We start from the raw sequence: 21,373 nt of genomic DNA, 5'->3' as shown, positions 1-21,373 counted from the left end.
CTGCCATCGGACCGGCTCGGCGGTCACGATGGACGCATGACGGATCACCAGCACGCGGCAGCGGAGCCGGGCCCCGGCTCGGGTCCGCACTCCCGGCGGCCCCCCACCGAGCCGCAGGACGCCGTGCCCCGACCGGGCACGACCAAGGAGCCGCGCGCGCACGAGGACGCGGGCGCGGGGACGGATCAAGCGGCCACCACCGACCCGGCCGGGGCTGCGGGCCGGCCCGCCCCCGGCGATCCGGCGGGCGCCCCCGCCGCTCCGTACAAGTTCCGCCGTGACCGGCGGTACAAGATGCTGGGCGGTGTCTGTGCGGGGCTGGGGCGGCAGTGCGACATGGACCCGGTGATCTTCCGGGTGGTGCTCGCGGTGCTCTCCGCGACCGGCGGCTTCGGCCTCATCTTCTACGGCTTCGCCTGGCTGTTCGTGCCGTACGACGACGAGGAGGAGAACGAGGTACGCAAGCTGCTGACCGGCCGGGTCGACGGCCATGCCCTGACGGCCGTGCTCTTCGCGCTGGTCGGCTGCGGCGTCTTCCTCACCCTGCTGAGCAACACCACCGTTCTGACCTTCTCCGTGGTCGTCTCCCTGCTCCTGGCCGGCGCGGGGTACTGGTCGCGACAGCGTGGCGCCCCCGACCCGGATCCGCTGGCCGCGCAGGCCGTGGCGGACGCCCCGCCGGAGGCCCAGGCGCCGCCCGTGGCCACCGCCTACCCCTCCTGGTGGCGCGACCCGATCATCAAGGACGGGACGCATGTGGGCGGCACAGGCTATCTGTGGGGGCCGTGGGAGACCCGCGACCGGGACATGGCTGCGGCCGTCAACATCGCCCGGGGCGTGCCGCCCTCCCGCCAGGACATACGCACGGTGCGCCCGCCGAAGCCGCGCGGGCCGCGCTGGACAGGCGGCTGGGTCTTCCTGCTGGCGCTGCTCGCCGGCGGCATCGGTACCGGCGCGACCTGGGAGGACCGCACACTGGCCGCCAGCCTGCAGACCGGCCTGGCCTGCGCGCTGACCGTGTTCGGCCTGGGCATAGCCCTGAGCGCCTTCCTGGGCCGTACGGGCGCGGGGTCGATCTTCCTGGCGGTGGTCACGGCGGGACTCCTGGCCTGCACGGCGGCGCTCCCGGCAAACATCACCACCGACTGGGTCCGTACGGAGTGGACCCCGCGGAACGCGACAAGCGTGGCAGCCCGGTACGAGCTGGGGACCGGTGTGGGCACGCTGGACCTGTCCAGGGTGGACGTGGCGAAGGGAGAGACGCTGGCGACGACAGTGGAGGTGGGCGCGGGCAAGGTGAAGGTGGTGGTTCCGCCGGACGTCACCGTGCGGCTCGACATCGAAGTGGGCCTGGGTGACATCCAGTTGCCGGGTGACGACAAGGAGGACGTGGACGTGGCACCGGACAGGAGCGATCGGCTGACACTGTCCCCGGCGAAGGGCTCGGACAGCGGCGGCACGATCACCATCGACCTCGAAGTCGGTCTCGGACAGGCGGAGGTGGCCCGTGCTGCGGCATGAGTTCCGGCCGGGGAAGCTCGTCGCCGGCCTCTTCCTCACCGCCGCCGGTGTCGTGTATCTCGGCGACGCGGGTGATGCCTGGGAGACACCGTGGTTCGTGGTGATACCGCTCGTCGTCGGCGGGCTGGGGCTCGCGGGGGCGGTGGCGTTCCTGGACCACGCGATACGCGGGCGACGCCGGGAATCTGGACGGACCGGGACGGCAGGGCCAACCGGACCGACCGGACCGACGGGGGCGGCTGGACCAGCTGGCTCGGCAGGGTCAGCTTGAGCAGCCGAACGGGCGGGGCGGGCGCCGGGGCAGTCGGCATCTGCGCCTGGCAAGTGGGGGCTGACCTGCTGGTACGCCACAAGAAGGTCACATGACTGAAGAGGGAACCGTCAAGGCAACGAGGGCTCACCCCAGGTGGGCTGGGGTGGGCGGGCCGGGGCTGGGCGCTCAGCGGTACGCACCCGCGCGGTGTCGGCGGCCGCCGGTGCGGCGGGAGCGGATGGCTGCGTCCACTGAGAGGACAGGGGCGCCGGCGAGGATCAGAGGGATCCAGGCCATGAAGTAGGGGAGGTCGTTGCCGTAGTAGTACGGGGACGCCGACCAGCTGACCGTCAGCCAGAGGCTGAGGGAGATCAGGGCGCCGCCGAGGGCGGCGAGGCGGGAGAAGAGGCCGAGGAGAGTGCCGATGCCGACGGCGAGTTCGCCGATGGCGATGGCGTAGCCGAAGCCGACGGGGTTCTCCAGGGCCATGTCGATCAGGGCGGGGATGGCGGAGGAGTCTCGGGAGGCGCTCATCATGTCGCCGATCGAGCCGGAGCCGGAGTCGGCCATGAACGCGCTGTCGGTGAGTTTGTCGAGGCCGGCGTAGATGAAGGTGATGGCGAGGAAGACACGGAGGGGCAGCAGGGCGTAGCGGGTGGCTGTGTCCCGCCAGTCGTGGCCGCCGTCGAGGTAGGGGGGGTGGGAGTCCGAGCGAATGTCGTGAGTCATGGTCTGCGCCGCCTCTTGTCCGCCGTGCCGTTGACCCCTCAACAGACGATACGTTCGGAGGGGTGGGGGTGCTCAATACCGCGGGGGCGTTTTTCCGGGTCGGGGCGCCTTGTTCTGGGGGTCAGGGGGCGTCCCGGATGCCTTTTCTCGCCCCCGCCGCCCTTTCCCGTCCCATCCCCAGGGGCTGCGCCCCTTCGACCCCGCCCCGCGCGTCCGCTCACACGCGCCCTCATGGGGCGCCGCCCCGGACCCCGCCAGGGGCACTGCGCCCCCTGGACCCCCCGCCAGGTATCTGGAGGCCCGCCAAGTATGCGGAGCCCCGCTAAGTTGCGGACTCCCGCCAGATTCTCAGGCGATGCGCCCCTGGGCCTTCGCCGGCTTCCTCGGGCCCCGAGGCTCAGTCCGCCGAGACCTCGATCGTGTAGCGGTTGGTTTCGACGCCGGCTGCTGTCACTACCTGGACCTCGACCTTGCCGGGTTCGACGTCGGCGGGGACGGGAGCGGTGAGGACGGCGTCGGTGGGGTTGCTGAAGCCGCCGGCTACGGGGACGAGGGGGACGTGGACGTGGACGGGGCCGATGCGGACGACCATGCGGGAGAGGCGGTCGGCGGTCTGGGCGCCGGGTGGGACGAAGCCGGCGCCGCGGATCTCGATGTCGTCGCCGTTGCGGATGGGGGCGTCGAGGTCGCCGGCCTCGCGGGCCCGGACGACGGAGAGGATGACGGGGCGGCCGCCCTCGGCGTACTTGCCGGCCACGTAGGTGGCCGCGGAGACCAGGACGAGGAGGGCGAGGCCCCAGGGGAGGTCGGGGAGTTGGTCGGGGCGGCGGGCGAGACGGACCGCCGCGAAGGCGAGGGCGACGGTGCAGATGATCACGTACTGGATGTCCGTGAAGCTGCCTCGGCCCGAGTCGTCGGTGAGGAGATCTGCGGCGCGGGGGCGGTGGGCGCGGACCTTCTGGAGGCGTTGAGAGAGGATGCGGAGGCCGACTACGCGGCGGACCAGGACGGCGATGCCGCAGACGACGGCGAGGACGGTCACGATGCCGGCGCCGCGGGCGAGGTCGAGGCCGGCGATGAGGGAGTCGCGTTCGAGCTGGTCGGAGGCGGCGGCCAGACGGCCGACCAGGACAAGGACCGCGAAGACGACGAAGAGTACCCAACTGGCCGCGATCGCACGGGAGGTGGAGAGACGGTTGTCCTCGCCGATGACCGGGGCGACGGCGCCGCCACGCGCCCGGTGCAGATATCCGGCGCCCGTCAGCGCCGCGCCCACCAGCAGGGCGGCGAGCAGACCGACCGTGCGGGCGACCGTCCAGCCCGCGCCGATCGCGGTGAGGGACTGCACGAGGAGGAGGGCCACGACGGCGGCCCAGACGACGATCGCCGTTCGCAGCCAGAGGCGGCCGAGCCAGGCCTCGCCCTCGACGCGGCCGCGTTCGGCGACGAGGGCCGCGGACTGGGTGAGCTCGTCGGAGACCCACTGCCGGGAGGCGGACGCGGAGTGCGCGACAGCCGCGGGCAGCCCCTGCCCGGACGCGAACTCCTCCCGCTTCAGCAGGAATGCGGCGACCGCGCGCCGGTGTCCCGCGCGCGCCCCGTGCGGGCAGTCCCCGCACGTGCATCCGCCGTCATGGGAGCCCGCGCCCATGCCCCCTCTGGCCTCCTGAACCGCCACGTCCGAGCCCGCCTTCCCGCGCCGCGGCCGCCTCTGCGTCCGCGTCCCTCGGCATTCGCCGTCACCGTCATCGACGCCTTCACCGTCGTCGCGGGGCGTCGTACGTACGTCCGCCCACTACCACAGCCGTGCGGCCGTACACCTGCCCTGCGACGACAGCGAATTGTGCCGTACGGAACACGGCCCGCGTCCGGCAGGGGCGCTCCATGCAAGAGAAGCGCGGGGTGAAGTACGAGTGCCCGTGTTGACCCGGCTGCGAGAATCTCCCTATGGCCGAGATCATCCAGCGTGACGGAACCTGGGCCTTCGACGGCAGCACGGTCCGGATCACGCCGGGCCTGCACCGTTCCGTGGCGCTGTTCCGGCAGACGTACGGGGAGGTCGCGGTGCCCCTGGAGGCGGTGGCCGGTGTCGTCTACGAGCCCGAACGCAAGCGCGGGCGGCTCCGGTTACGGCTCCGCGAGGGCAGTGATCCGCTGCTCCAGGCCACCGGCGGGCGGCTGCCGGACGCGGCCGACCCGTACCGGCTGACGGTCGACCTGGACCGTTCCGGGGTCGCCGAGTACGTGGCCGAGGAGATACGGCAGTCCATGCTGCTGGAACAGACGCCGAAGGAGCCCGCCAGGACCTATCTCCTGCCCGGGCCGCCCGTGCCGGTGTCCGTGCGGTCCAGCGACGGCACGGTCTCGTTCGACGGTACGCGGGTCCGGATCGACTGGAACGACACCTCCGACCGCGTCAAGCGCGCGACCGGCCCGCGGATCATCGACATCGGCGATCTGGTCCAGGTCGAGTGGCTGCCCAACTCCGGTTACGAGGACGGGTTCCTGCGGTTCGTGACGCGGGAGACCGTGTTCTCCAAGCTGCCGCCGGAGCGGGACCCGTTCGCCCTCGATCTGTGGGGCAGCACGCGCCGCGACCTCCTCACGGCCCTGGTCGCCACGGCCGTCACCGCCCGACTCCCCCATCCGTCGACGCGCGCGACCGACCATGTGGAGCGGTCGACCGAGACCGCCACCGCCCCGCCCCCGGCCGCCGACCACCACGACGTCCTCCTCCGCCGCCTCCGCGAGCTGGGCGAACTCCACCGCGACGGCGTCCTCACGGCCGAGGAGTTCGCGGCCACGAAGGCGGCGGTGCTCCGCGACTTCTGAGCAGCACCAGCGCCCCCAAGTGGCGCGGGGAACTGCGCGACCAGCCACTTCGAACCGGCAGGCCGGACACATCGAACCGCAGCCGAAAACTTCGAACCGGCAGCCGAACACTCGACCTCGCAGCCGCACACCGGGATTCCGGGGTCAGCTCAGAAGATCCGGCTCGCTCCGGCTGATGTCCTGCCACAGCGGCTGATAGTTGATCCACGCCACCAGATCGCCGCCCGCCTGCTCCCTCGTCGCCGCGGCCAGCCGGTGTTCGATGAGGAGCGGCCGCCCCGCCGCCTTCGCGGTCAGCTGCACCTGCGCCGAGCGTTCCATCGACAGGAACCACCACGCCGCCGCGTCGACCGAGTCGCCGACCGTCAGCAGGCCGTGGTTGCGGAGCACCAGCGCCTTGCGGCTGCCGAGCACGGCGGCGATCCGGCGGCCCTCGTCCGCGTCCACGGCGACGCCCGTGTAGTGGTCGTAGAGCGCGTGGTCCTCGTAGAAGGCGCAGGACTCCTGGGTGATCGGGTCGAGCAGGTCGCCTAGCGCGGCCAGCGCACGGCCGTGCACGGAGTGACAGTGGGCGACCGCGACGACGTCGGGGCGGGCGGCATGCACCTGGGCGTGGACGGTGAAGGCCGCCTGGTTCACGTGGTAGCGGCCCTCGATCACCTGCCCGTCCTGGTTGGCGAGGACCAGGTCACTCACCGTGACGTGCTTGAACGGCATCCCGAACGGATTGACCCAGAAACAGTCGCTGAACTCCGGGTCGCGCGCGGTGATGTGACCCGAGACCCCCTCCTCGAACCCCAGCCGCCCGAAGATCCTCAGGGCCCCGGCCAGCCGTTCTTTGCGGTGCCGCCGCTCGTCCTCCGTCGACTCGTGCATCGGCGGCATGGCGAACCGGAGCTGATCGGTGGGTAGGGGCAGGGGCGGTGTGGGCCCGTGCATGTGTCCTCCAGACTGACTTCCTTTTCGAAGCGGAAGTTACCGCCGGTCCCCTGCGCAGAACAGGGCCGTTCCGTGAAGAGAGTGCGCAACCGTTACGCAAGTCACAGAAGCGCGCGAGGCCGCACACCCGCTCGGATCAAGCCGCGTACGTCGCTGGGGGTAACCGGACAGTGGTTGTCGGGTATCCGCGCGAGACTCGTCCTATGCCAGAGAGCCGAAAGAGCCGCACGCCTTCTTCAAGCCCTTCAAGCCCTTCAAGTCCTTCAAGCAGCCCTTCGACTCCCTCAAGTCCGGCGACTCCTTCAAGTCCTTCAAGTCCGTCGAACTGGGCCGCCTTCGCCGCCGCCGAACCCGGGCTCGCGCGGACCGTCGAGGCACGCTTCGGGGCTTTCACGCATCACATCCTCGCCACCCTCCGCAGGGACGGCTCCCCGCGTACGACCGGGCTGGAGGTCACGTTCCGGAACGGCGAGCTGTGGCTGGGGATGATGCCGGACTCGCTGAAGGTGCTCGATCTGCGCCGCGATCCCCGGTTCGCGTTGCAGGCCAACCCCGGCCCGGGTACGGAGATGGGCGGTGGTGACGTACGGGTGAGCGGGCGGGCGGTCGAGGTCGACGATCCCGCGGTCAGGGCGGCGTACGGCGAAGAGGTGGAACCGCCGGAGCCGTTCCACCTCTTCCGCACCGAGCTGACGGAGGTCGTACGGACCTACGTCGAGGACGACAAGTACCTGGTCGTCCAGGTCTGGAAGCCCGGAGAGCCGGTGCGGACCCTCAAACGGACCTGAGTCTCACAAGCAGGAGACTCACTCCCACTCGATCGTGCCCGGCGGCTTCGACGTCACATCGAGGACCACTCGGTTGACGTCGGCGACCTCGTTGGTGATCCGGGTGGAGATCTTCGCGAGGACGTCGTACGGCAGCCGGGACCAGTCGGCGGTCATGGCGTCCTCGGAGGAGACCGGGCGCAGGACGATCGGGTGGCCGTAGGTGCGGCCGTCGCCCTGGACGCCGACGCTGCGGACGTCCGCGAGGAGGACCACCGGGCACTGCCAGATGTCGCGGTCGAGGCCGGCCGCCGTCAGCTCCTCGCGGGCGATGGCGTCGGCGTCGCGGAGGAGGTCGAGACGGTCCTTGGTGACCTCGCCGACGATGCGGATGCCGAGGCCGGGGCCCGGGAAGGGCTGGCGCTGGACGATCTCCTCCGGAAGGCCCAGCTCCTGGCCGACCATCCGGACCTCGTCCTTGAAGAGCTTGCGCAGCGGCTCGATCAGCTTGAACTCGAGGTCTTCCGGCAGGCCGCCCACGTTGTGGTGGGACTTGATGTTGGCCGTGCCGGTGCCGCCGCCGGACTCGACGACGTCCGGGTAGAGCGTGCCCTGGACGAGGAAGGCCACCTCGGGGCCCTCGTCGGCGATGATCTCCGCCTGGGCCTGCTCGAAGACACGGATGAACTCGCGGCCGATGATCTTCCGCTTCTGTTCGGGGTCGGAGACCCCGGCGAGCGCCTTGAGGAACCGCTCCTCCGCGTCCACGACCTTCAGCTGGACGCCGGTCGCGGCGACGAAGTCCTTCTCGACCTGCTCGGTCTCGTTCTTGCGCATCAGACCGTGGTCGACGTACACGCAGGTCAGCTGGGAGCCGATGGCCTTCTGCACGAGGGCCGCGGCGACCGCGGAGTCCACGCCGCCGGAGAGGCCGCAGATCGCGCGCTTGTCGCCGACCAGCTCGCGGATGGCCTCGACCTGCTCGTCGATGACGTTGCCGGTGGTCCAGTTCGGGGTGATGCCCGCGCCCCGGTAGAGGAAGTGCTCCAGGACCTGCTGGCCGTACGTGGAGTGCATGACCTCCGGGTGGTACTGGACGCCGTACAGCTTCTTCTCGTCGTTCTCGAAGGCGGCGACCGGTACGACGTCGGTGGAGGCCGTGACCGTGAAGCCCTCGGGGGCGGCGGAGCAGGCGTCGCCGTGGGACATCCACACCGACTGCTCGTCGGGGGTGCCCTCGAAGAGGGTGGAGCCTGACCCTATGGGCGTGACGTGGAGGGGCGTACGGCCGTACTCGCGCGCTCCCGTGTTGTCGACCGTGCCGCCGAGGGTCGTGGCCATCAGCTGGAAGCCGTAGCACATGCCGAAGACGGGGACACCGGACTCGAAGAGCTCACGGTCGAGGCGGGGGGCGCCCTCGGCGTAGACCGAGGAGGGGCCGCCGGAGAGGATGATCGCCGCCGGGTTCTTGGCGAGCATCTCCGCGACCGGCATGGTGCTCGGCACGATCTCGCTGTAGACCCGGGCCTCGCGGACTCGTCGGGCGATGAGCTGGGCGTACTGGGCGCCGAAGTCGACGACCAGGACGGTGTCGGGGGCGGCGGCAGCGGGGTTCGCTGATGACACGGGGTGCCTTCCGGCGGTTGGGCGGGGGTCTGTGTGGCCGAGTCTACCGGGGTGCGCTCTCGTGGGCCCGGCCACTGGGGCTCCACCCCAGACCCCGAGGACCCTCTGCCCGCTCACCACCCGACTCGCGTGGACGACAAGGCACCCGACTCGGCTGGAGGGGCGGCCACCCGGCCCGGTAAGGGGAGGCGGCGACCGGCCGGGGCGAAGGAGGTCGAAGGAGAAGGTTCGGCCGGCTCTGTCATCTCGGTCGGAGGAGAAGCGCGCCCGGCCTCGGCCGGAGGGAACCGGACGAAAGGGCGCCGCGCGCGGTCATGGCATACTGACCCCCATGCTCACGCACCCGACCTTCCTCTTTACCTATGGCAACCGGCCCACCGGCTGCCATGGTCGTGCTGCTTGAGCTACTGACAAGCGACTTCCCAGGCGCCCCGGGCCGACAAGGTCCGGGGCGCCTGGCGTTTTTGGACCCTGCCGATCCGGGGAGCCTCTTCCGACTTCCGACGAGGAGCCCCTTATGACCGCCATCGACGTGACCGGCGCCCGTACTTCCGAGGCCGCCGGTGTGATCACCGGTGCGCGTGAGCGCATCGACGCGCTGGACGACCGGATCATCGGGCTGATCCAGGAACGGGTGGCGGTCTCCGCCGTGATCCAGGAGGCGCGGATCGAGTCCGGCGGGCGCCGGGTGAACCTCTCCCGCGAGATGGAGATCCTCGCCCACTACAGGGACGCCCTCGGCAAGCCCGGTACCGCGCTCGCCATGACCCTGCTGGAGCTGTGCCGGGGGCGCATCTGACCGGCGCACGCACGTACGCCTGCCCTCTCACCCGTACGGCGCGTGACCGTCGTACGACAAGCTTCGTTGGTGTCGGTGTCCGTGCCAGCCAGGCCCGGGCCCGGAAGAACCACGCGTGGCTCCGCTGGAGCGATGAGGCGTACGGATCGTGTCGTGCGCCGTGGGACCTCGCTCCAGGGTTGTGACCGGACGGCAGGGGACAGCAGCCCGGTCACTCAAGAGAACGGTCGGCTCCGGGGACGCCCGGAGCCGACCGGCGGAATCTGTTCGGGGGTGGCCGAAACGGTTGCGGAGGCCGTTGCCCATCCCGCACGATGCAGGAACAGACCGCGACCAATGGGCCAAATCACCGCAAGCCCCCAAGCACGCAGCCCCACAGCCCCACAGCAGAGATCGACCTCCCGAGCCCACGGCGCAATCCCCCGGCGCCGCTTCGAGGCACCGGCGCCGCCCTGACGTCGGTGCTGACGCAGAAGGGCCCCGCGACTTCCGTCCCGCGGGGCCCTTCGTCATGCCGGATCGCCGAGTCGCCCAGCCGGTGACCTTTCACCGAATCGCTCAGCCGGTGACCTTTCGCCGAGTCGCTCAGCCGGTGGCCTTCTCCAACTTCGCGACCTGCGCCTCCAGCAGCTCGGTCGGCACCTGCGCCTTGTCCGCGTCGAGCATGTTCATCGAGTAGAACCCGATGAGCGTCGAGCCACTGCGCACCACCGTGAAGGACATCGGTATCTCGGCCCCCTCGATGTCGCCCTTCATCTTGTACGAGACGGCCTCGTCGCCCTGTTCGGGGGCGGGGAGGGCCTCGACGCCGGAGTACTTGTTGCCGACGTCCTCGTACTTGGTGCACTTCTCCGTCGCCTCGCGCAGGTCGGCGATCACCTTCTCGGCGTCTCCCTGCTCGTGCGCGGCGAGGGCGAGTGAGGTGACGCTGGCGGAGAGCGCGTCCTCCGGGGTGGCGGTGCGTCCGACGCGGGCCTTCGCCTTCGGGTCCGAGGTGAAGTAGAACATGTTCGCGATGGGCTGGCAGGCGGCCGGCTCCGCGGGAACGGTCTCGGCGGGCATCTCGTCCGCGGGCATGTCGGCGATCTTGTAGCCCTTGACGTCACCCTTCGCGAGGGCGGCCTCCTTCAGCTGGGCCTCGGTCAGCGCGCCCTGCCCCGCCGAGTCCTTCTCATTCTTCGCGTCTCCGCCGGCCGTGGCGTCGGCGGAGGCCGACGGCGTCGTCTCCACGGCCTTGTCCTCGTCGCCGCCTCCACCGCACGCCGCGGTGAACCCCAGCGTGGCCACCACCGAGACGGCCACCGCCGCACGCGACATCTTCGACTGCATGTCCCCCACCCTCACGACTTTCGTTGCATGCCTCACAGGGGCCCCACAGGCCCCATCGAACACGTATTTGACAACGCGGCACATCAATTCGTTGTGCCACTCCAGCCACATCCATATGTGACTCACGTCACTCAAAAAAACTGTGATCGCAAGGGCAACCCTTCGCACCCCTCGCATGTCACACCTGGCACACGAGAGAAGGACCCGCGCTCGGAGGGGGGTGCGGGTCCTTCTCCGGCTTCGCTACTCCTTCGGCGGCACCGTCGGTACCGCCAGCAGCGGCAGCCGCAGCGCGCCGAAGGCGTCCGCCGGGACCGCCGGGCGCAGGGGCTCCACCGGGCGGAGGCGTTCGTAGGTCGCGCCGGGGGCCGGGCGGCGGTCGGGTTCGCCGTTGTTGGGCCAGTACGACATCGCGCGCTCGGCCTGGGCAGTAATCGTCAGGGACGGGTTCACGCCCAGGTTCGCGGAGACGGCCGCGCCGTCGACGACCGAGATCCCGGGGTGGCCGTAGAGGCGGTGGTACGGGTCGATGACACCGTCGTCCGCGGTGGCGCCGATGGGGCAGCCGCCGAGGAAGTGCGCGGTGAGCGGGGTGCCCATCAGTTCGCCCACGTTGCTGCCGGCGAAGCCGTTGATCTCGGCGGCGATCGTGGCGGCGGCCGTCGAAGCGGCCTCGATCTGCTTGGGATTGGGGGCGCCGTGGCCCTGACGTGCCGTCAGCAGGCCCTTGCCCAGGCCCTTCGGCTTCAGATAGGTGCTGAGGGAGTTGTCCAGCGACTGCATCACCAGGCCGATGATGGTCCGCTCCGACCAGCGGCGGTTGGAGAGGGAGCGGGCCACCAGCAAGGGGTGTCTGGCCGCGTACGCCAGCCAGCCGAGGACGCGTGAGGCGTCCGACGCGCCGCCGCCCGCGTACGGGACCTGGAGGATCGACAGGCCGCCCATCGCGTTGGAGCCCTTGCCGTAGCGGACGGGCTCGATATGGGTGTTCTCGTCGGGGTGGATGGAGGAGGTGATCGCCACGCCCCGGGTGAAGTCGACCTCGGGGACGCCGTGGGCCTTGCGATAGCGGCGGTTGTCGGTCTGGGCGCCGACCAGGGCCTCGGAGTTGGTGCGGGTCAGCATGCCCAACCGGTCCGAGACATACGGGAGTTGGCCGTTCGCCTTCATGCGGTGCAGCAGGGTCTGGGTGCCGTAGGTGCCGGCCGCGAGGACGACCCGGCGAGCCTTCAGCACACGGGGCTCACCCTTGCGGCGCTCGTCCGTCGGGAGGGTCGTGACGGCGTAGCCGCCCTGTGAGTCCTCGGTGAGGGCGACGACCGTGGTCATCGGGTGGACGACCGCGCCCGCCTTCTCCGCGAGGTAGAGGTAGTTCTCGTTGAGGGTGTTCTTCGCGCCGTGGCGGCAGCCGGTCATGCACTCGCCGCACTCGGTGCAGGCGTTGCGGGCGGGGCCCGCGCCGCCGAAGTACGGGTCCCCCACCTGGTCGCCGGGGGCGGCCTTCGCCTTGCCGTCGGCGTCCTCGCCGTCGCCGAAGAAGACACCGACCGGGGCGAGGTGGAAGCTGTCGCCGACGCCCATCCGTTCCGCGGCGGCCTTCAGATGGACGTCCGACGGGGTCATCGTCGGGTTGAGCCGTACGCCGAGCATGCGGCGGGCCTGGTCGTAGTACGGCTTCAGCTCCTCCTGCCAGTCGGTGATGTCCTTCCACTGCGGATCTTCGAAGAACGGTTTCGGCGGTACGTAGAGGGTGTTGGCGTAGTTGAGGGAGCCGCCGCCCACACCGGCGCCCGCCAGCACCATGACGTTGCCCAGCAGGTGAATGCGCTGGATGCCGTAGAGCCCGAGTCCGGGCGCCCACAGGTAGTTCTTGAGGTCCCAGGAGTTCTTGGGAAGGGACTCCCGGGTGAAGCGACGGCCCGCTTCGAGGACGCCGACCTTGTAGCCCTTCTCGGTCAGGCGCAGGGCGGTCACGCTCCCGCCGAAGCCGGAGCCCACGACGATGACGTCATAGTCGTACGACACTTGTTCTCCTCGTTGAGAACGGTCCTTCTCTGCGGGCCGTCTGTGGTTACTCGCGCTCACGCGGCGGAGCCGCGTATCGATACAGCCCCACGCCCCTGTGGGGCGCTTACCTGAGCCGGAGTGCCTTCATCGCCCTCAGGCTGCGGCTCATGAACTGCGCGTACTTCTCGTCGTCCATGCCCAGGGACGGGGCCATGGGCAGCAGGCGCTGCTGGGCGACCGTCTGGGCCTCCGTGTACTTGAGGATGCCCTCGGAGCCGTGGCGGCGGCCGAGGCCGGAGTCCTTCATGCCGCCCATGGGGGACTGGACGCTGCCGTAGGCGGAGGCGTAGCCCTCGTTGACGTTGACGGTGCCGGCGCGCACGCGGGAGGCGACCTCGCGGCCGCGGCGGCCGTCCTTGGTCCAGACGGAGGCGTTGAGACCGTACGCGGTGGAGTTGGCCTCCTGGATGGCGGCGTCCTCGTCCGTGAAGCGGTAGATGGAGACGACCGGGCCGAAGGTCTCCTCCGTGCAGACGGACATGGGCTCCGATACACCGTCGAGGATCGTGGGCTCGTAGAAGTAGGGGCCGATGTCCGGGCGGGCCACGCCGCCGGCGATCACCTTCGCGCCCTTCGCCACGGCCTCGTCGACATGGCGGGTGACGGTCGCCAGCTGGCGGTCGCCTACGAGGGAGCCCATGTCGGCGCCGTACGCGAGGGACTTGCCGAGGCGCATCGCCTTGGTGCGGGCGGCGAAGCGCTCCAGGAAGGCGTCGGCGATGGACTCGTGGACGTACAGCCGCTCGATGGATATGCAGAGTTGGCCGGCGGAGGAGAAGCAGGCGCGGACCGCTCCCGCCGACGCCTTCTCTATGTCCGCGTCCTCCAGGACCAGCATCGCGTTCTTGCCGCCGAGTTCGAGGGAGACGCCGACGAGGCGGGCGGCGGCACCCTGGGCGACCTCGCGGCCGGTGCGGGTGGAGCCGGTGAAGGAGACGTAGTCGGCGTGCCTGACGACCTCGGGGCCGATGACGGGGCCCTCGCCGAGGACGACCTGGAAGACCTCGGCGGGCAGACCGGCCTCGATGAGCAGGTCACGGGCCCACAGGGCGGTCAGGCAGGTCTCCGTGTCCGGCTTCATCACGACCGCGTTGCCCGCGACGAAGGCGGGGATCGCGTCGCCGACCGAGAGTTCGAGCGGGTAGTTCCAGGGGGCGATCTGGCCGATCACACCGCGCGGGTGACGGAGTTCGGTGACCTTCGTGAGCGTCGGTACGGCGCCGGTGTGCCGCTTCGGCTTCAGGTAGAAGGGGGCCTTGCGGCCGTAGTGGCGGGCGGCGACCGCGACGGCCTGGACCTCCTCGTGGGCGTGCAGACGGGCCTTGCCGGTCTCCAGCTGGATGAGGTCGAGCACCTCGGCCTGGCGTTCGAGCACCAGGTCGTGGAAGCGGAGGAGTACGGCGGCGCGCTCGCGCACGGGCACCTGGGCCCAGACGGCCTGGGCGACGCGGGCCCGCTCGTAGGCCTTCTCCACGTCCTCGGGGGTGGACTCCGGCAGGTCGGCCAGCTTCTCGCCGGTGAACGGCGTGTGGTTGGCGGTCCGGCCGGAACCGACCACGCCCTTGGTGAGCTGGGCGACCAGTTCGGGGGTGACCACATCGGCGGCGGTCCGGGCGCCCTGCGGGGCTGCCGCGAGGGGGTTGGTGCCGGTCGTCCGTGCCGTGCCGGTCTTTTCGGGGGCCTGCGAGTCCGTCATGACGCGCAGGGTATTCCGGACCGGACGACTTTGGGTACCCGTCGGTAACAGGGTTTCACCGGGCGCACACACCACGCCAGTGATCGCTGGCAACGAAGTGGCTGATCAGCGCGGCGGACGGTGCCGTGCGGTCGCGAATGCGGCGTCGATCACTGCTTTCCGATCTCCAGCCGGTCCCGTGCGCCCTTGAACACCGCCGTGCCCTTCTTCTCGTCCGCCGTTCCCTTCGGCATGTCCACGCGCAGTTCGTACATCCGGCCGTCGTCGGTGCGGACGATCAGCTCCATGACGCGGGTGGGCGTGCCGTCCTGGTAGTGGGTGGTGTCGGCGAGGACGGCCTCCTGGTCGTGGAAGCTCGTGGTGGTGTAGTTCGCCGCCGACTTCACGTCGCGCGCCACGATGTCCGTGGCGTCCTTGGCCTGCTCCATGGGCGAGGCGGGCGCCTCGTCCCACTGCGTCAGCCGTACCCGGATGACTTCCTCGCCCTCGTAGGTGACCGTGCGCGGCTGGTCGCCCTTGCCGTCCCGGGCGCGGAGCCGTTCGTACGCGGCGGGAAGGGAGAGGACGGCGTCCATGGCCTTCTCCTCGTGGGAGATCCAGCGGACGCTCCCCGTGGGACCCGTGGGGCCGGTGGCGACGGGGTCGGAGACCGTCTCGGTGTCCTCGCGGGCGAGCGAGGTGCCGAGCCAGACTCCGCCGCCGGCGAGCAGGGCGCCGGTGAGGGTGGCGATCAGGAGGAGACGGCCGGTGCCGCGGCGGCCTGTGTTGCCGCGGCCTGTGCTGCCGCGGGCCGTGCTGCCGCGGGCCGTGCCACGAGCTGTCCCGAGCCGTACCGTCCGCGAGTCGTCGCGCGGCTCCGGTAACCCGGCGGGTACCGGGCCCTCCACGACCCGCACCTCCGCCGCCCGGCCCTCCGCAACCCCCACCTCCGCCGCCCGGCCCTCCGCGACCCGCACCGCCGTCGCCCGGGCCGGCACATCCGGCTCAGGTCCGGGTCGGCCCTCCGCCACCGCCTCCAGTACCGCTCTCACCTCGTCGGCCTCGGGGCGGGCCGCCGGTTCCTTGGCCAGGAGGCGGACGATCAGGGGGCCGAGCGGGCCCGCCCGTTCGGGTTCCGGGGGCTCGGTGGAGAGGATCGCGGCGAGGGTGGACTCCAGGGTCGTACGGCGGAAGGGGGACCAGCCCTCGACGGCGGCGTAGAGGAGGACGCCGAGGGACCACAGGTCGGAGGGCGGGCCCGCGGTGCGGTCCGACATGCGCTCGGGGGCGACGAACTCGATCGAGCCGACGAACTCGCCGCTCACGGTGAGGGCTTCCTCGCCCTGGACGTGGGCGATGCCGAAGTCGGTGAGGACGACGCGGCCGTGCGGGCCGAGGAGGACGTTGGCCGGCTTGACGTCGCGGTGGACGATGCCGACGCTGTGCGCGGCGTGCAGCGCGCCGACGACGGCGAGGCCGATCCGGGCGGACTCGGCGGGGGTGAGGGCGCCGCGCCGGAGCAGTTCGTGGAGGGACTCGCCGCGGACCCACTCCATGACGATCCAGGGGTGGCCGTCCTCGATGACGACGTCGTGGATGGTGACGGCGGACGGGTGGTCGACGCGGGCGGCGGCGCGGGCCTCGCGGTAGAGGCGGTTGGCGGCGCGCTGCCGGTGCTGGTCCTCCGGGCCGCCGTCCGGGTCCGCCGGGTCGCCCGGCAACCTGGGCTGTTTGACGGCGACTTCGCGCTCGACGAGTTCGTCGACGGCCTTCCATACGGTGCCCATGCCGCCGGAGCCGATGCGCTCGGTGAGGCGATAGCGGCCGCCGACCAGGCGGGCGTGGTGCCCGGGGTCCCGGTTGTCGTGCGGGGGTGCGTCGTGCGGATGTTCGCCGTCGTCGCTCATGCCACATCACTACCGTGCGGGGGCGGAGCTTGTCGATGTACCGCCCAGTAGGCCGAACGACTGTCGTCAGCGGCCGGGCCGAACCGGACCGGCTAACGTCGCCGGTTCCACAACTCCTGTGCCCAGCCGTACCGTTCGCGGTGCTTGGGCAGGGCCGTGCGGCCGACGGCGGCGGCCAGTTTGCGCAACCGGCGCCAGTCCAGGGGTGGTTTGGGCTCGGGGACGCCGGGGCGGTCGCGGGGGACGCGGACGCGCAGGGCCTTCCGCGAGAGCCGGCAGTGGACGGGGGTGGGCAGGACGAGGGCCTCGCCGTCGACGCCGACCTCGATCTCCGGCCGGTCGGCCTCGACGACGATCTCGTCGGCGATGAGGAAGCTGAGCCCGGGGGCGTTCGGGCCGAGGACCAGTCCGGCGGCCTCGGCGGCGCTGTCGACACGGATGCCGACGACGCCCAGCACCCCGGCGTCCAGCCGTTCGCGTCGGCCGAGGCCGACGAGGTCGTCGCTGCGGTAGACGTTGTTGCTGACGAGAACGGCCTGGGGCGCGTCGATGACGGCGTCCCCGATGCGGGCGGTGAGCCTCGGGCCGCGCTGGTGGGTGAGCAGTTCCGGCAGCAGCTCCAGCGTGGTGCGAACCTTGTCGTCGCGGTACGCGGGGCTCTGCACGACGGCGGCGTACGCGCCGAAGCTGGCGTTGTTGACGAAGGGGTGGCCGCTCGCGTAGCCGAGGTCGACGTGGAGTTCGACGCCCTTGTCGGTGAGGGCGTCGAGACAGGCGGCGGGGTTGTCGCGGTCGAGCCCGAGGTCCATGGCGAAGTGGTTGCGGGTGCCGGCGGAGATGACGAGCAGGGGAACGTCGTACGCCGCCGCGATGGCGGCGACCTGTGCCTGGGTGCCGTCGCCGCCGGCGACGCCGAGCAGGTCGGCGCCGTTCCGGACGGCGTCCCGGGCCAGTACGGCGACGTCCTCGTGGTGCGCGGGGTCGAGCAGATGGACCGTGGCGCCGAGGCGTTCGGCCCTCTCCTTCAGCCGGAAACGCTCGACCTTTCCGCCCCCGGACTTGGGGTTCATGATGAAGAAGGGGCGGGTGGGGGCGGGAGTGCGGTGCTCGGGTACGTGTACCTGGTGGGACTTGGTGCTGCTGAGGGCGAACTTCCCGGACCAGACGGCCACGCCCCACAGGGCGGCGGACACGACCACCACCCAGAGCAGATTGACGGCGGCGAACCACCAGATGACGCCGACCGGCGCGGCCACGGCCAGCGCGCCCGCAGCGATCCGGGCGGTACCCCGGCGGGTCAGCACCCACCACAGCGAGGCCACGGTGAGGCCGACGCCCAGCAGGACGCCGGCGACGAGCAGGAGGCTCGCCTCACGTGCGAAACCGAGCGGCAGCAGTACGGCGAGTGCCGCGCAGCCGAGTGCGGCCCTGGCCGCCCAGCGCTGTCTGGCGTGAGCCCGCACGTCCAGGTGTTCGATGCCCACGCTCGCTCGCCCTTCGCGCCGATCATGCACTTGACACGGCATGTTAGGGCCAGGGCCTACGTCAAAGCGACGGCCCCGGGGAGTGGAACTCCCCCGGGGCCGTGGAAATCATCCGTTCCGAAGATGAGACGCTGCTCGCCGCGACCGCCAAGGTGTCCGAGCCGGATACTTCGGGCCAACTCCCGGGCCCGGTTGACGGTTGTTCGAGTGGGCCGCTTATAGTCCGATTGCTCACGCAAGCAGGCCGTGTGGGCGCTTCCCACGCTGTGGACGTTTCGGTCGGATCCCGCGCCCGGGGACGACGTCGCCTGCCGTCATGCCACTCGAAGGGCAGGTAGCCGTGCGTCGGCTCTGGGGTTGTCTCGTTCTCTGCGCCGCGGCCGTCGCCGCCCTCCTCGTCGCCGACTCGCACGACAGTGCGGCGGCCGACCGCAACGAGGCCACGCACTCCTACGGTGCGCACACCCGCCAGACCCTCGACGCCTACTGGAACGCCGCGGGTGAGGAGATGGACGGGAAACAGCCGGGGATCGTGATCCTGCACGGCGGCCACTGGTACAGGGACACCGGCTGGGCCACCTGGTCACGCACGTTCGCGGACGCCGGGTACGCCGTCTTCGACGTCGACTACCGGCTGAATTTCGACGCTCCCTGGCCGGCCCAGCGAACCGACGCCCTGTCCGCGCTGGACTGGATCCGCGACCACGCCACCGACTTCGACCTCGACACCAACCGGCTGGTGCTTCTGGGCTCCTCCTCCGGCGGCCAGATAGCCACCACCGTCGCGACCCTCGGCTCCGGCGCCTTCCGCGTCGACGGTGTGGTGGCGCTGTCGCCCGTGAACTCCCCGTACCGCGCCTGGCAGGACGGCAACGCCGCCACCGCGACCGACAGGCAGCGCAGGCTCCGCGACAACGCCGCCATCCTGGCGCGCTGTTCCCCGGACGCGGCGGACAACGACACCTCCGCGCACCCGGGCTGCCAGGACACCTGGAAGGACATGACCGCCAAGAGCCGTGCCTCCGGCGGCGACGACGCCCCCATGTATCTGCTCCACTCCGCGGGCGACTTCGTGCCCGTCCAGCACTCGCTCGAGCTCGAAGCGGCAGAGGAGACCGACCACAACATGCCCGCCAATGGGGTCACGGTGGAGACGGTGACCGGTTCCTCGCACGGCGGAGCGCTGTTGGACGAGCCGGAGGTGGCCGACCGGGTCCTGTCCTGGATCGCTGAGAGGACGTACTGAGCGCCTTGAAGATCGCCTGAGCGCCATGAAGGTCGCCTGACTGCTCCACAGCGCGTACGCCATCGGCGGCACCGTCCGCTCCACCCTGAACCTCGCCGAGGCCCTGGCTGCTCGGGCCGGAACACCTGTCGTACGACAACCACGTGCCCGGCGTACGCGGGGCGCGGAACGCGGCGACCGATGCCGAGGCCGCCCGATGGCGCCGCAGGGCGACGGGACCCGCCGCCATGACCGCAGCAGGCGCCAAGCCGCGCCCCTTGTGCCCGAGGGCCGGCTGCCGGATCGACGCGCACGGCGATGTGCGGTTCCCCGCGGCCGGCCTACATCACGTCGATCTTCAGGTTCGCGACGGCCGTACGCGCGATCTCGCGCCCCTGCTCGGTGAAGTGCCCCTTGCCCGGATAGTCGATCCAGACCCGGTACATGTCGCCGTTGCTCGCCTTGTAGTACAGGAGCCGTGCCTCGCGGAGGCGGGGGGCCCGGGTGTCCGTGGTCGTGTAGACGACGGTGTTCTCGGCGGCCTCGCGGTCCTGGAACTTCGCCTCCTGCGGCCGCCCCTTGGGCGCGGGGCCGTCGGCGATGTCCAGGGTGTACTCGCCGTCCTTGACCAGCTCCCAGTCGGCGTACGCCTTGTCCAGCGCGACGCCCGGTATCTCGTTCTCCTTGTCGTCCTTCTTGATGTCCCGGTCGACGTTGATCCGGATCAGCCCGCTCGGATCGCTGTACTGCGCGAACGTGCCGTCGGTCTCGTCCGGCTCGAACTTGTCCTCGACGAAGTCCCCGGGCACACCGATGCTCGCGGCGACCTTCGTGCCGAGGTCCCGCTGCTTCCAGCCGTCCGGCAAGGGCCCCGCGAAGGGATCGGCGATCACCAGGTACGCCGTCACCGCCGCCGCGACGACCACCGCGCCGAGCCCGGCGAGGGTCTTGGCGCCGACACGGATGCCCTTGCCGGCCTCGGCCGGGGGCCCGGCGACCTGGTGGACCACCTGGGTGGGCGCGGGGGCCGGCGGGTTCGCGGCCGACTCCAGCAGTTCACGGACCCGGGCGGCGGTCGGGCGGCGCGCGGGGTCCTTCTGCAGCAGGCCGTTGATGGCCTCGGCCAGCGGGCCCGTGGCGGAGGCGGGCGTCGCGGGCGTGGCGTTGAGCACGGACTGCAGGGTCGCCGGCGTGTTGCTGCGCCGGAAGGGCGACACACCCTCCGTCGCGGCGTAGAGGACGACGCCGAGCGACCAGAGGTCCGACGCGTGGCCGGGCCGCTGGCCCAGCACCCGCTCGGGGGCGATGTACTCGGGCGAGCCGACGAAGCCGCCGGTGTCCGTCAGGTTGGTCTCGCCCTCGATCTGGGCGATGCCGAAGTCGGTGAGGACGACCCGGTCGTGGCGGCCCAGGAGGACGTTGTCCGGCTTGACGTCACGGTGCAGGATGCCGGCGGCGTGCGCGGCCTCCAGCGCGCCGAGCACATCGAGGCCGATTCTCGCCGCATCACGCACCCCGAGGGTGCCCTCCTGGAGCGCGTCGCCCAGGGAACGCCCTTGCACCAGCTCCATCACGATCCACGGCTGGCCGTCCACGACCGCCACATCGTGCACGTTCACGACCGACGGATGATCGAGCCTGGCCGCCGCACGCGCCTCCCGGCGCATCCGTTCGAAGGCGTTGACCCGTTCACGTTCGGGAAGATGGTCCGGTATGCGAGGCTCCTTGACGGCGACCTCACGATCCACCGTCTCGTCCTTCGCCCGCCACACCGTGCCCATACCGCCATGCCCGAGCTTGGCGAGCAGCCGGTAACGGCCCGCGATGAGCCGCCCGGTACCGGGGTCCTGCGGGGGCTGCGCCGAGGGCGGTGCCGGCGACGGCGGCGCCGGTTGCGCCACGACCCGCGTCGGCTGCGCGTACGGATTCCCCGGGTACGGCACACCCGACTCCGGCGGTTGCAGTCCGAAACTCGTCGGCTCATCTGGTCCGTTGCCGGATCCGTAAGGGGCGCCCCCGTTGCTGCTCATACGACCATCTGTATCGCGGCAAGCGCTCCTGCTTCCACCCCCGTCGCTTTCCGGTCACAGACCCGTGACGCGGACCGCCACTTTTATCCGCTTTGGTTACGTACGAAGGTGTCGACAAGTCGCGCACGGAGATGTCGACCACTCGCATACGAAGGTGGCGATTGCTGGCGAAGGTGTCGATCGCCGGCGT

The 21,373-nt window shown here is 71.0% G+C and carries 15 protein-coding genes; 5 read left to right on the top strand and 10 right to left on the bottom strand.

From position 1 onward, the window contains the following. Positions 1-36: 36 nt before the first annotated feature. The gene (locus JIX55_RS31715; protein WP_257566647.1) at positions 37-1,521 is read left to right on the top strand and encodes a PspC domain-containing protein; all 1,485 of its coding nucleotides are present in this window, start codon (positions 37-39) and stop codon (positions 1,519-1,521) included. 439 nt (positions 1,522-1,960) lie between these two features. On the opposite strand, the gene JIX55_RS31705 is transcribed toward JIX55_RS31715, so the two are convergent. Both JIX55_RS31705 and JIX55_RS31700 read right to left on the bottom strand, forming a co-directional pair. Beyond that, positions 1,961-2,503: a DoxX family protein gene (locus JIX55_RS31705; protein WP_257566645.1), complete on the bottom strand. Its 543-nt coding sequence runs from the start codon at positions 2,501-2,503 to the stop codon at positions 1,961-1,963. A gap of 397 nt (positions 2,504-2,900) precedes the next feature. Continuing rightward, positions 2,901-4,154 (bottom strand): hypothetical protein, encoded by a 1,254-nt coding sequence (locus JIX55_RS31700; protein ID WP_257566644.1) that lies wholly within the window; start codon positions 4,152-4,154, stop codon positions 2,901-2,903. 296 nt (positions 4,155-4,450) lie between these two features. Between JIX55_RS31700 and JIX55_RS31695 the strand changes: the two genes are divergently transcribed. Further along, the gene (locus JIX55_RS31695) at positions 4,451-5,335 is read left to right on the top strand and encodes a DUF4429 domain-containing protein (protein ID WP_257566643.1); all 885 of its coding nucleotides are present in this window, start codon (positions 4,451-4,453) and stop codon (positions 5,333-5,335) included. A gap of 144 nt (positions 5,336-5,479) precedes the next feature. Here JIX55_RS31695 and JIX55_RS31690 read toward each other — a convergent pair whose 3' ends face one another. Beyond that, positions 5,480-6,274, bottom strand: coding sequence for a class II aldolase/adducin family protein (locus JIX55_RS31690; protein WP_257566642.1), 795 nt, complete (start codon positions 6,272-6,274; stop codon positions 5,480-5,482). Positions 6,275-6,477: 203 nt separating this feature from the next. Here JIX55_RS31690 and JIX55_RS31685 point away from each other — a divergent pair, with 203 nt between their 5' ends. Beyond that, positions 6,478-7,062: a pyridoxamine 5'-phosphate oxidase family protein gene (locus JIX55_RS31685; protein WP_257566641.1), complete on the top strand. Its 585-nt coding sequence runs from the start codon at positions 6,478-6,480 to the stop codon at positions 7,060-7,062. 18 nt (positions 7,063-7,080) lie between these two features. Here JIX55_RS31685 and guaA read toward each other — a convergent pair whose 3' ends face one another. Continuing rightward, on the bottom strand, positions 7,081-8,667 hold the full coding sequence (guaA, locus tag JIX55_RS31680; protein WP_257566640.1) for a glutamine-hydrolyzing GMP synthase: 1,587 nt from the start codon (positions 8,665-8,667) through the stop codon (positions 7,081-7,083). 517 nt (positions 8,668-9,184) lie between these two features. On the opposite strand from guaA, the gene JIX55_RS31675 reads away from it, so the two are divergent. Beyond that, positions 9,185-9,466, top strand: coding sequence for a chorismate mutase (locus tag JIX55_RS31675; protein WP_257566639.1), 282 nt, complete (start codon positions 9,185-9,187; stop codon positions 9,464-9,466). A gap of 585 nt (positions 9,467-10,051) precedes the next feature. On the opposite strand, the gene JIX55_RS31670 is transcribed toward JIX55_RS31675, so the two are convergent. The 5 genes from JIX55_RS31670 to JIX55_RS31650 form a co-directional block, all read right to left on the bottom strand. Next, complete coding sequence (locus tag JIX55_RS31670) at positions 10,052-10,795, bottom strand: hypothetical protein (protein WP_257566638.1); 744 nt, start codon at positions 10,793-10,795, stop codon at positions 10,052-10,054. 243 nt (positions 10,796-11,038) lie between these two features. Continuing rightward, positions 11,039-12,820, bottom strand: coding sequence for a GMC oxidoreductase (locus JIX55_RS31665; protein ID WP_257566637.1), 1,782 nt, complete (start codon positions 12,818-12,820; stop codon positions 11,039-11,041). A 106-nt stretch (positions 12,821-12,926) separates the two neighbouring features. Beyond that, positions 12,927-14,558 carry a succinic semialdehyde dehydrogenase gene (locus tag JIX55_RS31660; RefSeq protein WP_257566636.1) on the bottom strand — a complete coding sequence of 544 codons (1,632 nt, stop codon included), beginning with the start codon at positions 14,556-14,558 and terminating at the stop codon, positions 12,927-12,929. A 149-nt stretch (positions 14,559-14,707) separates the two neighbouring features. Further along, positions 14,708-16,444, bottom strand: a complete 1,737-nt coding sequence (locus JIX55_RS31655; protein WP_257566635.1) for a serine/threonine-protein kinase — start codon at positions 16,442-16,444, stop codon at positions 14,708-14,710. Positions 16,445-16,536: 92 nt separating this feature from the next. Further along, positions 16,537-17,928, bottom strand: coding sequence for a diacylglycerol/lipid kinase family protein (locus JIX55_RS31650; protein ID WP_257566634.1), 1,392 nt, complete (start codon positions 17,926-17,928; stop codon positions 16,537-16,539). A 316-nt stretch (positions 17,929-18,244) separates the two neighbouring features. On the opposite strand from JIX55_RS31650, the gene JIX55_RS31645 reads away from it, so the two are divergent. Beyond that, on the top strand, positions 18,245-19,174 hold the full coding sequence (locus JIX55_RS31645) for an alpha/beta hydrolase (protein WP_257566633.1): 930 nt from the start codon (positions 18,245-18,247) through the stop codon (positions 19,172-19,174). Between the two features lie 320 nt (positions 19,175-19,494). Here JIX55_RS31645 and JIX55_RS31640 read toward each other — a convergent pair whose 3' ends face one another. Further along, positions 19,495-21,183, bottom strand: a complete 1,689-nt coding sequence (locus JIX55_RS31640) for a serine/threonine-protein kinase (protein WP_257566632.1) — start codon at positions 21,181-21,183, stop codon at positions 19,495-19,497. Positions 21,184-21,373 lie beyond the last annotated feature (190 nt).

The sequence above is a fragment of the Streptomyces sp. DSM 40750 genome (genome assembly GCF_024612035.1).
In the GTDB taxonomy this organism is placed as follows: Bacteria; Actinomycetota; Actinomycetes; order Streptomycetales; family Streptomycetaceae; genus Streptomyces.
This window is presented reverse-complemented; position numbering and strand designations above follow the sequence as displayed.

Excerpts from the sequence above, each read along its gene's own strand:
- JIX55_RS31715 (WP_257566647.1), top strand. The coding sequence starts at position 37 with ATGACGGATCACCAGCACGCGGCAGCGGAGCCGGGCCCCGGCTCGGGT.
- JIX55_RS31705 (WP_257566645.1), bottom strand. The coding sequence starts at position 2,503 with ATGACTCACGACATTCGCTCGGACTCCCACCCCCCCTACCTCGACGGC.
- JIX55_RS31700 (WP_257566644.1), bottom strand. The coding sequence starts at position 4,154 with ATGGGCGCGGGCTCCCATGACGGCGGATGCACGTGCGGGGACTGCCCG.
- JIX55_RS31695 (WP_257566643.1), top strand. The coding sequence starts at position 4,451 with ATGGCCGAGATCATCCAGCGTGACGGAACCTGGGCCTTCGACGGCAGC.
- JIX55_RS31690 (WP_257566642.1), bottom strand. The coding sequence starts at position 6,274 with ATGCACGGGCCCACACCGCCCCTGCCCCTACCCACCGATCAGCTCCGG.
- JIX55_RS31685 (WP_257566641.1), top strand. The coding sequence starts at position 6,478 with ATGCCAGAGAGCCGAAAGAGCCGCACGCCTTCTTCAAGCCCTTCAAGC.
- JIX55_RS31675 (WP_257566639.1), top strand. The coding sequence starts at position 9,185 with ATGACCGCCATCGACGTGACCGGCGCCCGTACTTCCGAGGCCGCCGGT.
- JIX55_RS31670 (WP_257566638.1), bottom strand. The coding sequence starts at position 10,795 with ATGCAGTCGAAGATGTCGCGTGCGGCGGTGGCCGTCTCGGTGGTGGCC.
- JIX55_RS31660 (WP_257566636.1), bottom strand. The coding sequence starts at position 14,558 with ATGACGGACTCGCAGGCCCCCGAAAAGACCGGCACGGCACGGACGACC.
- JIX55_RS31655 (WP_257566635.1), bottom strand. The coding sequence starts at position 16,444 with ATGAGCGACGACGGCGAACATCCGCACGACGCACCCCCGCACGACAAC.
- JIX55_RS31645 (WP_257566633.1), top strand. The coding sequence starts at position 18,245 with ATGCCACTCGAAGGGCAGGTAGCCGTGCGTCGGCTCTGGGGTTGTCTC.
- JIX55_RS31640 (WP_257566632.1), bottom strand. The coding sequence starts at position 21,183 with ATGAGCAGCAACGGGGGCGCCCCTTACGGATCCGGCAACGGACCAGAT.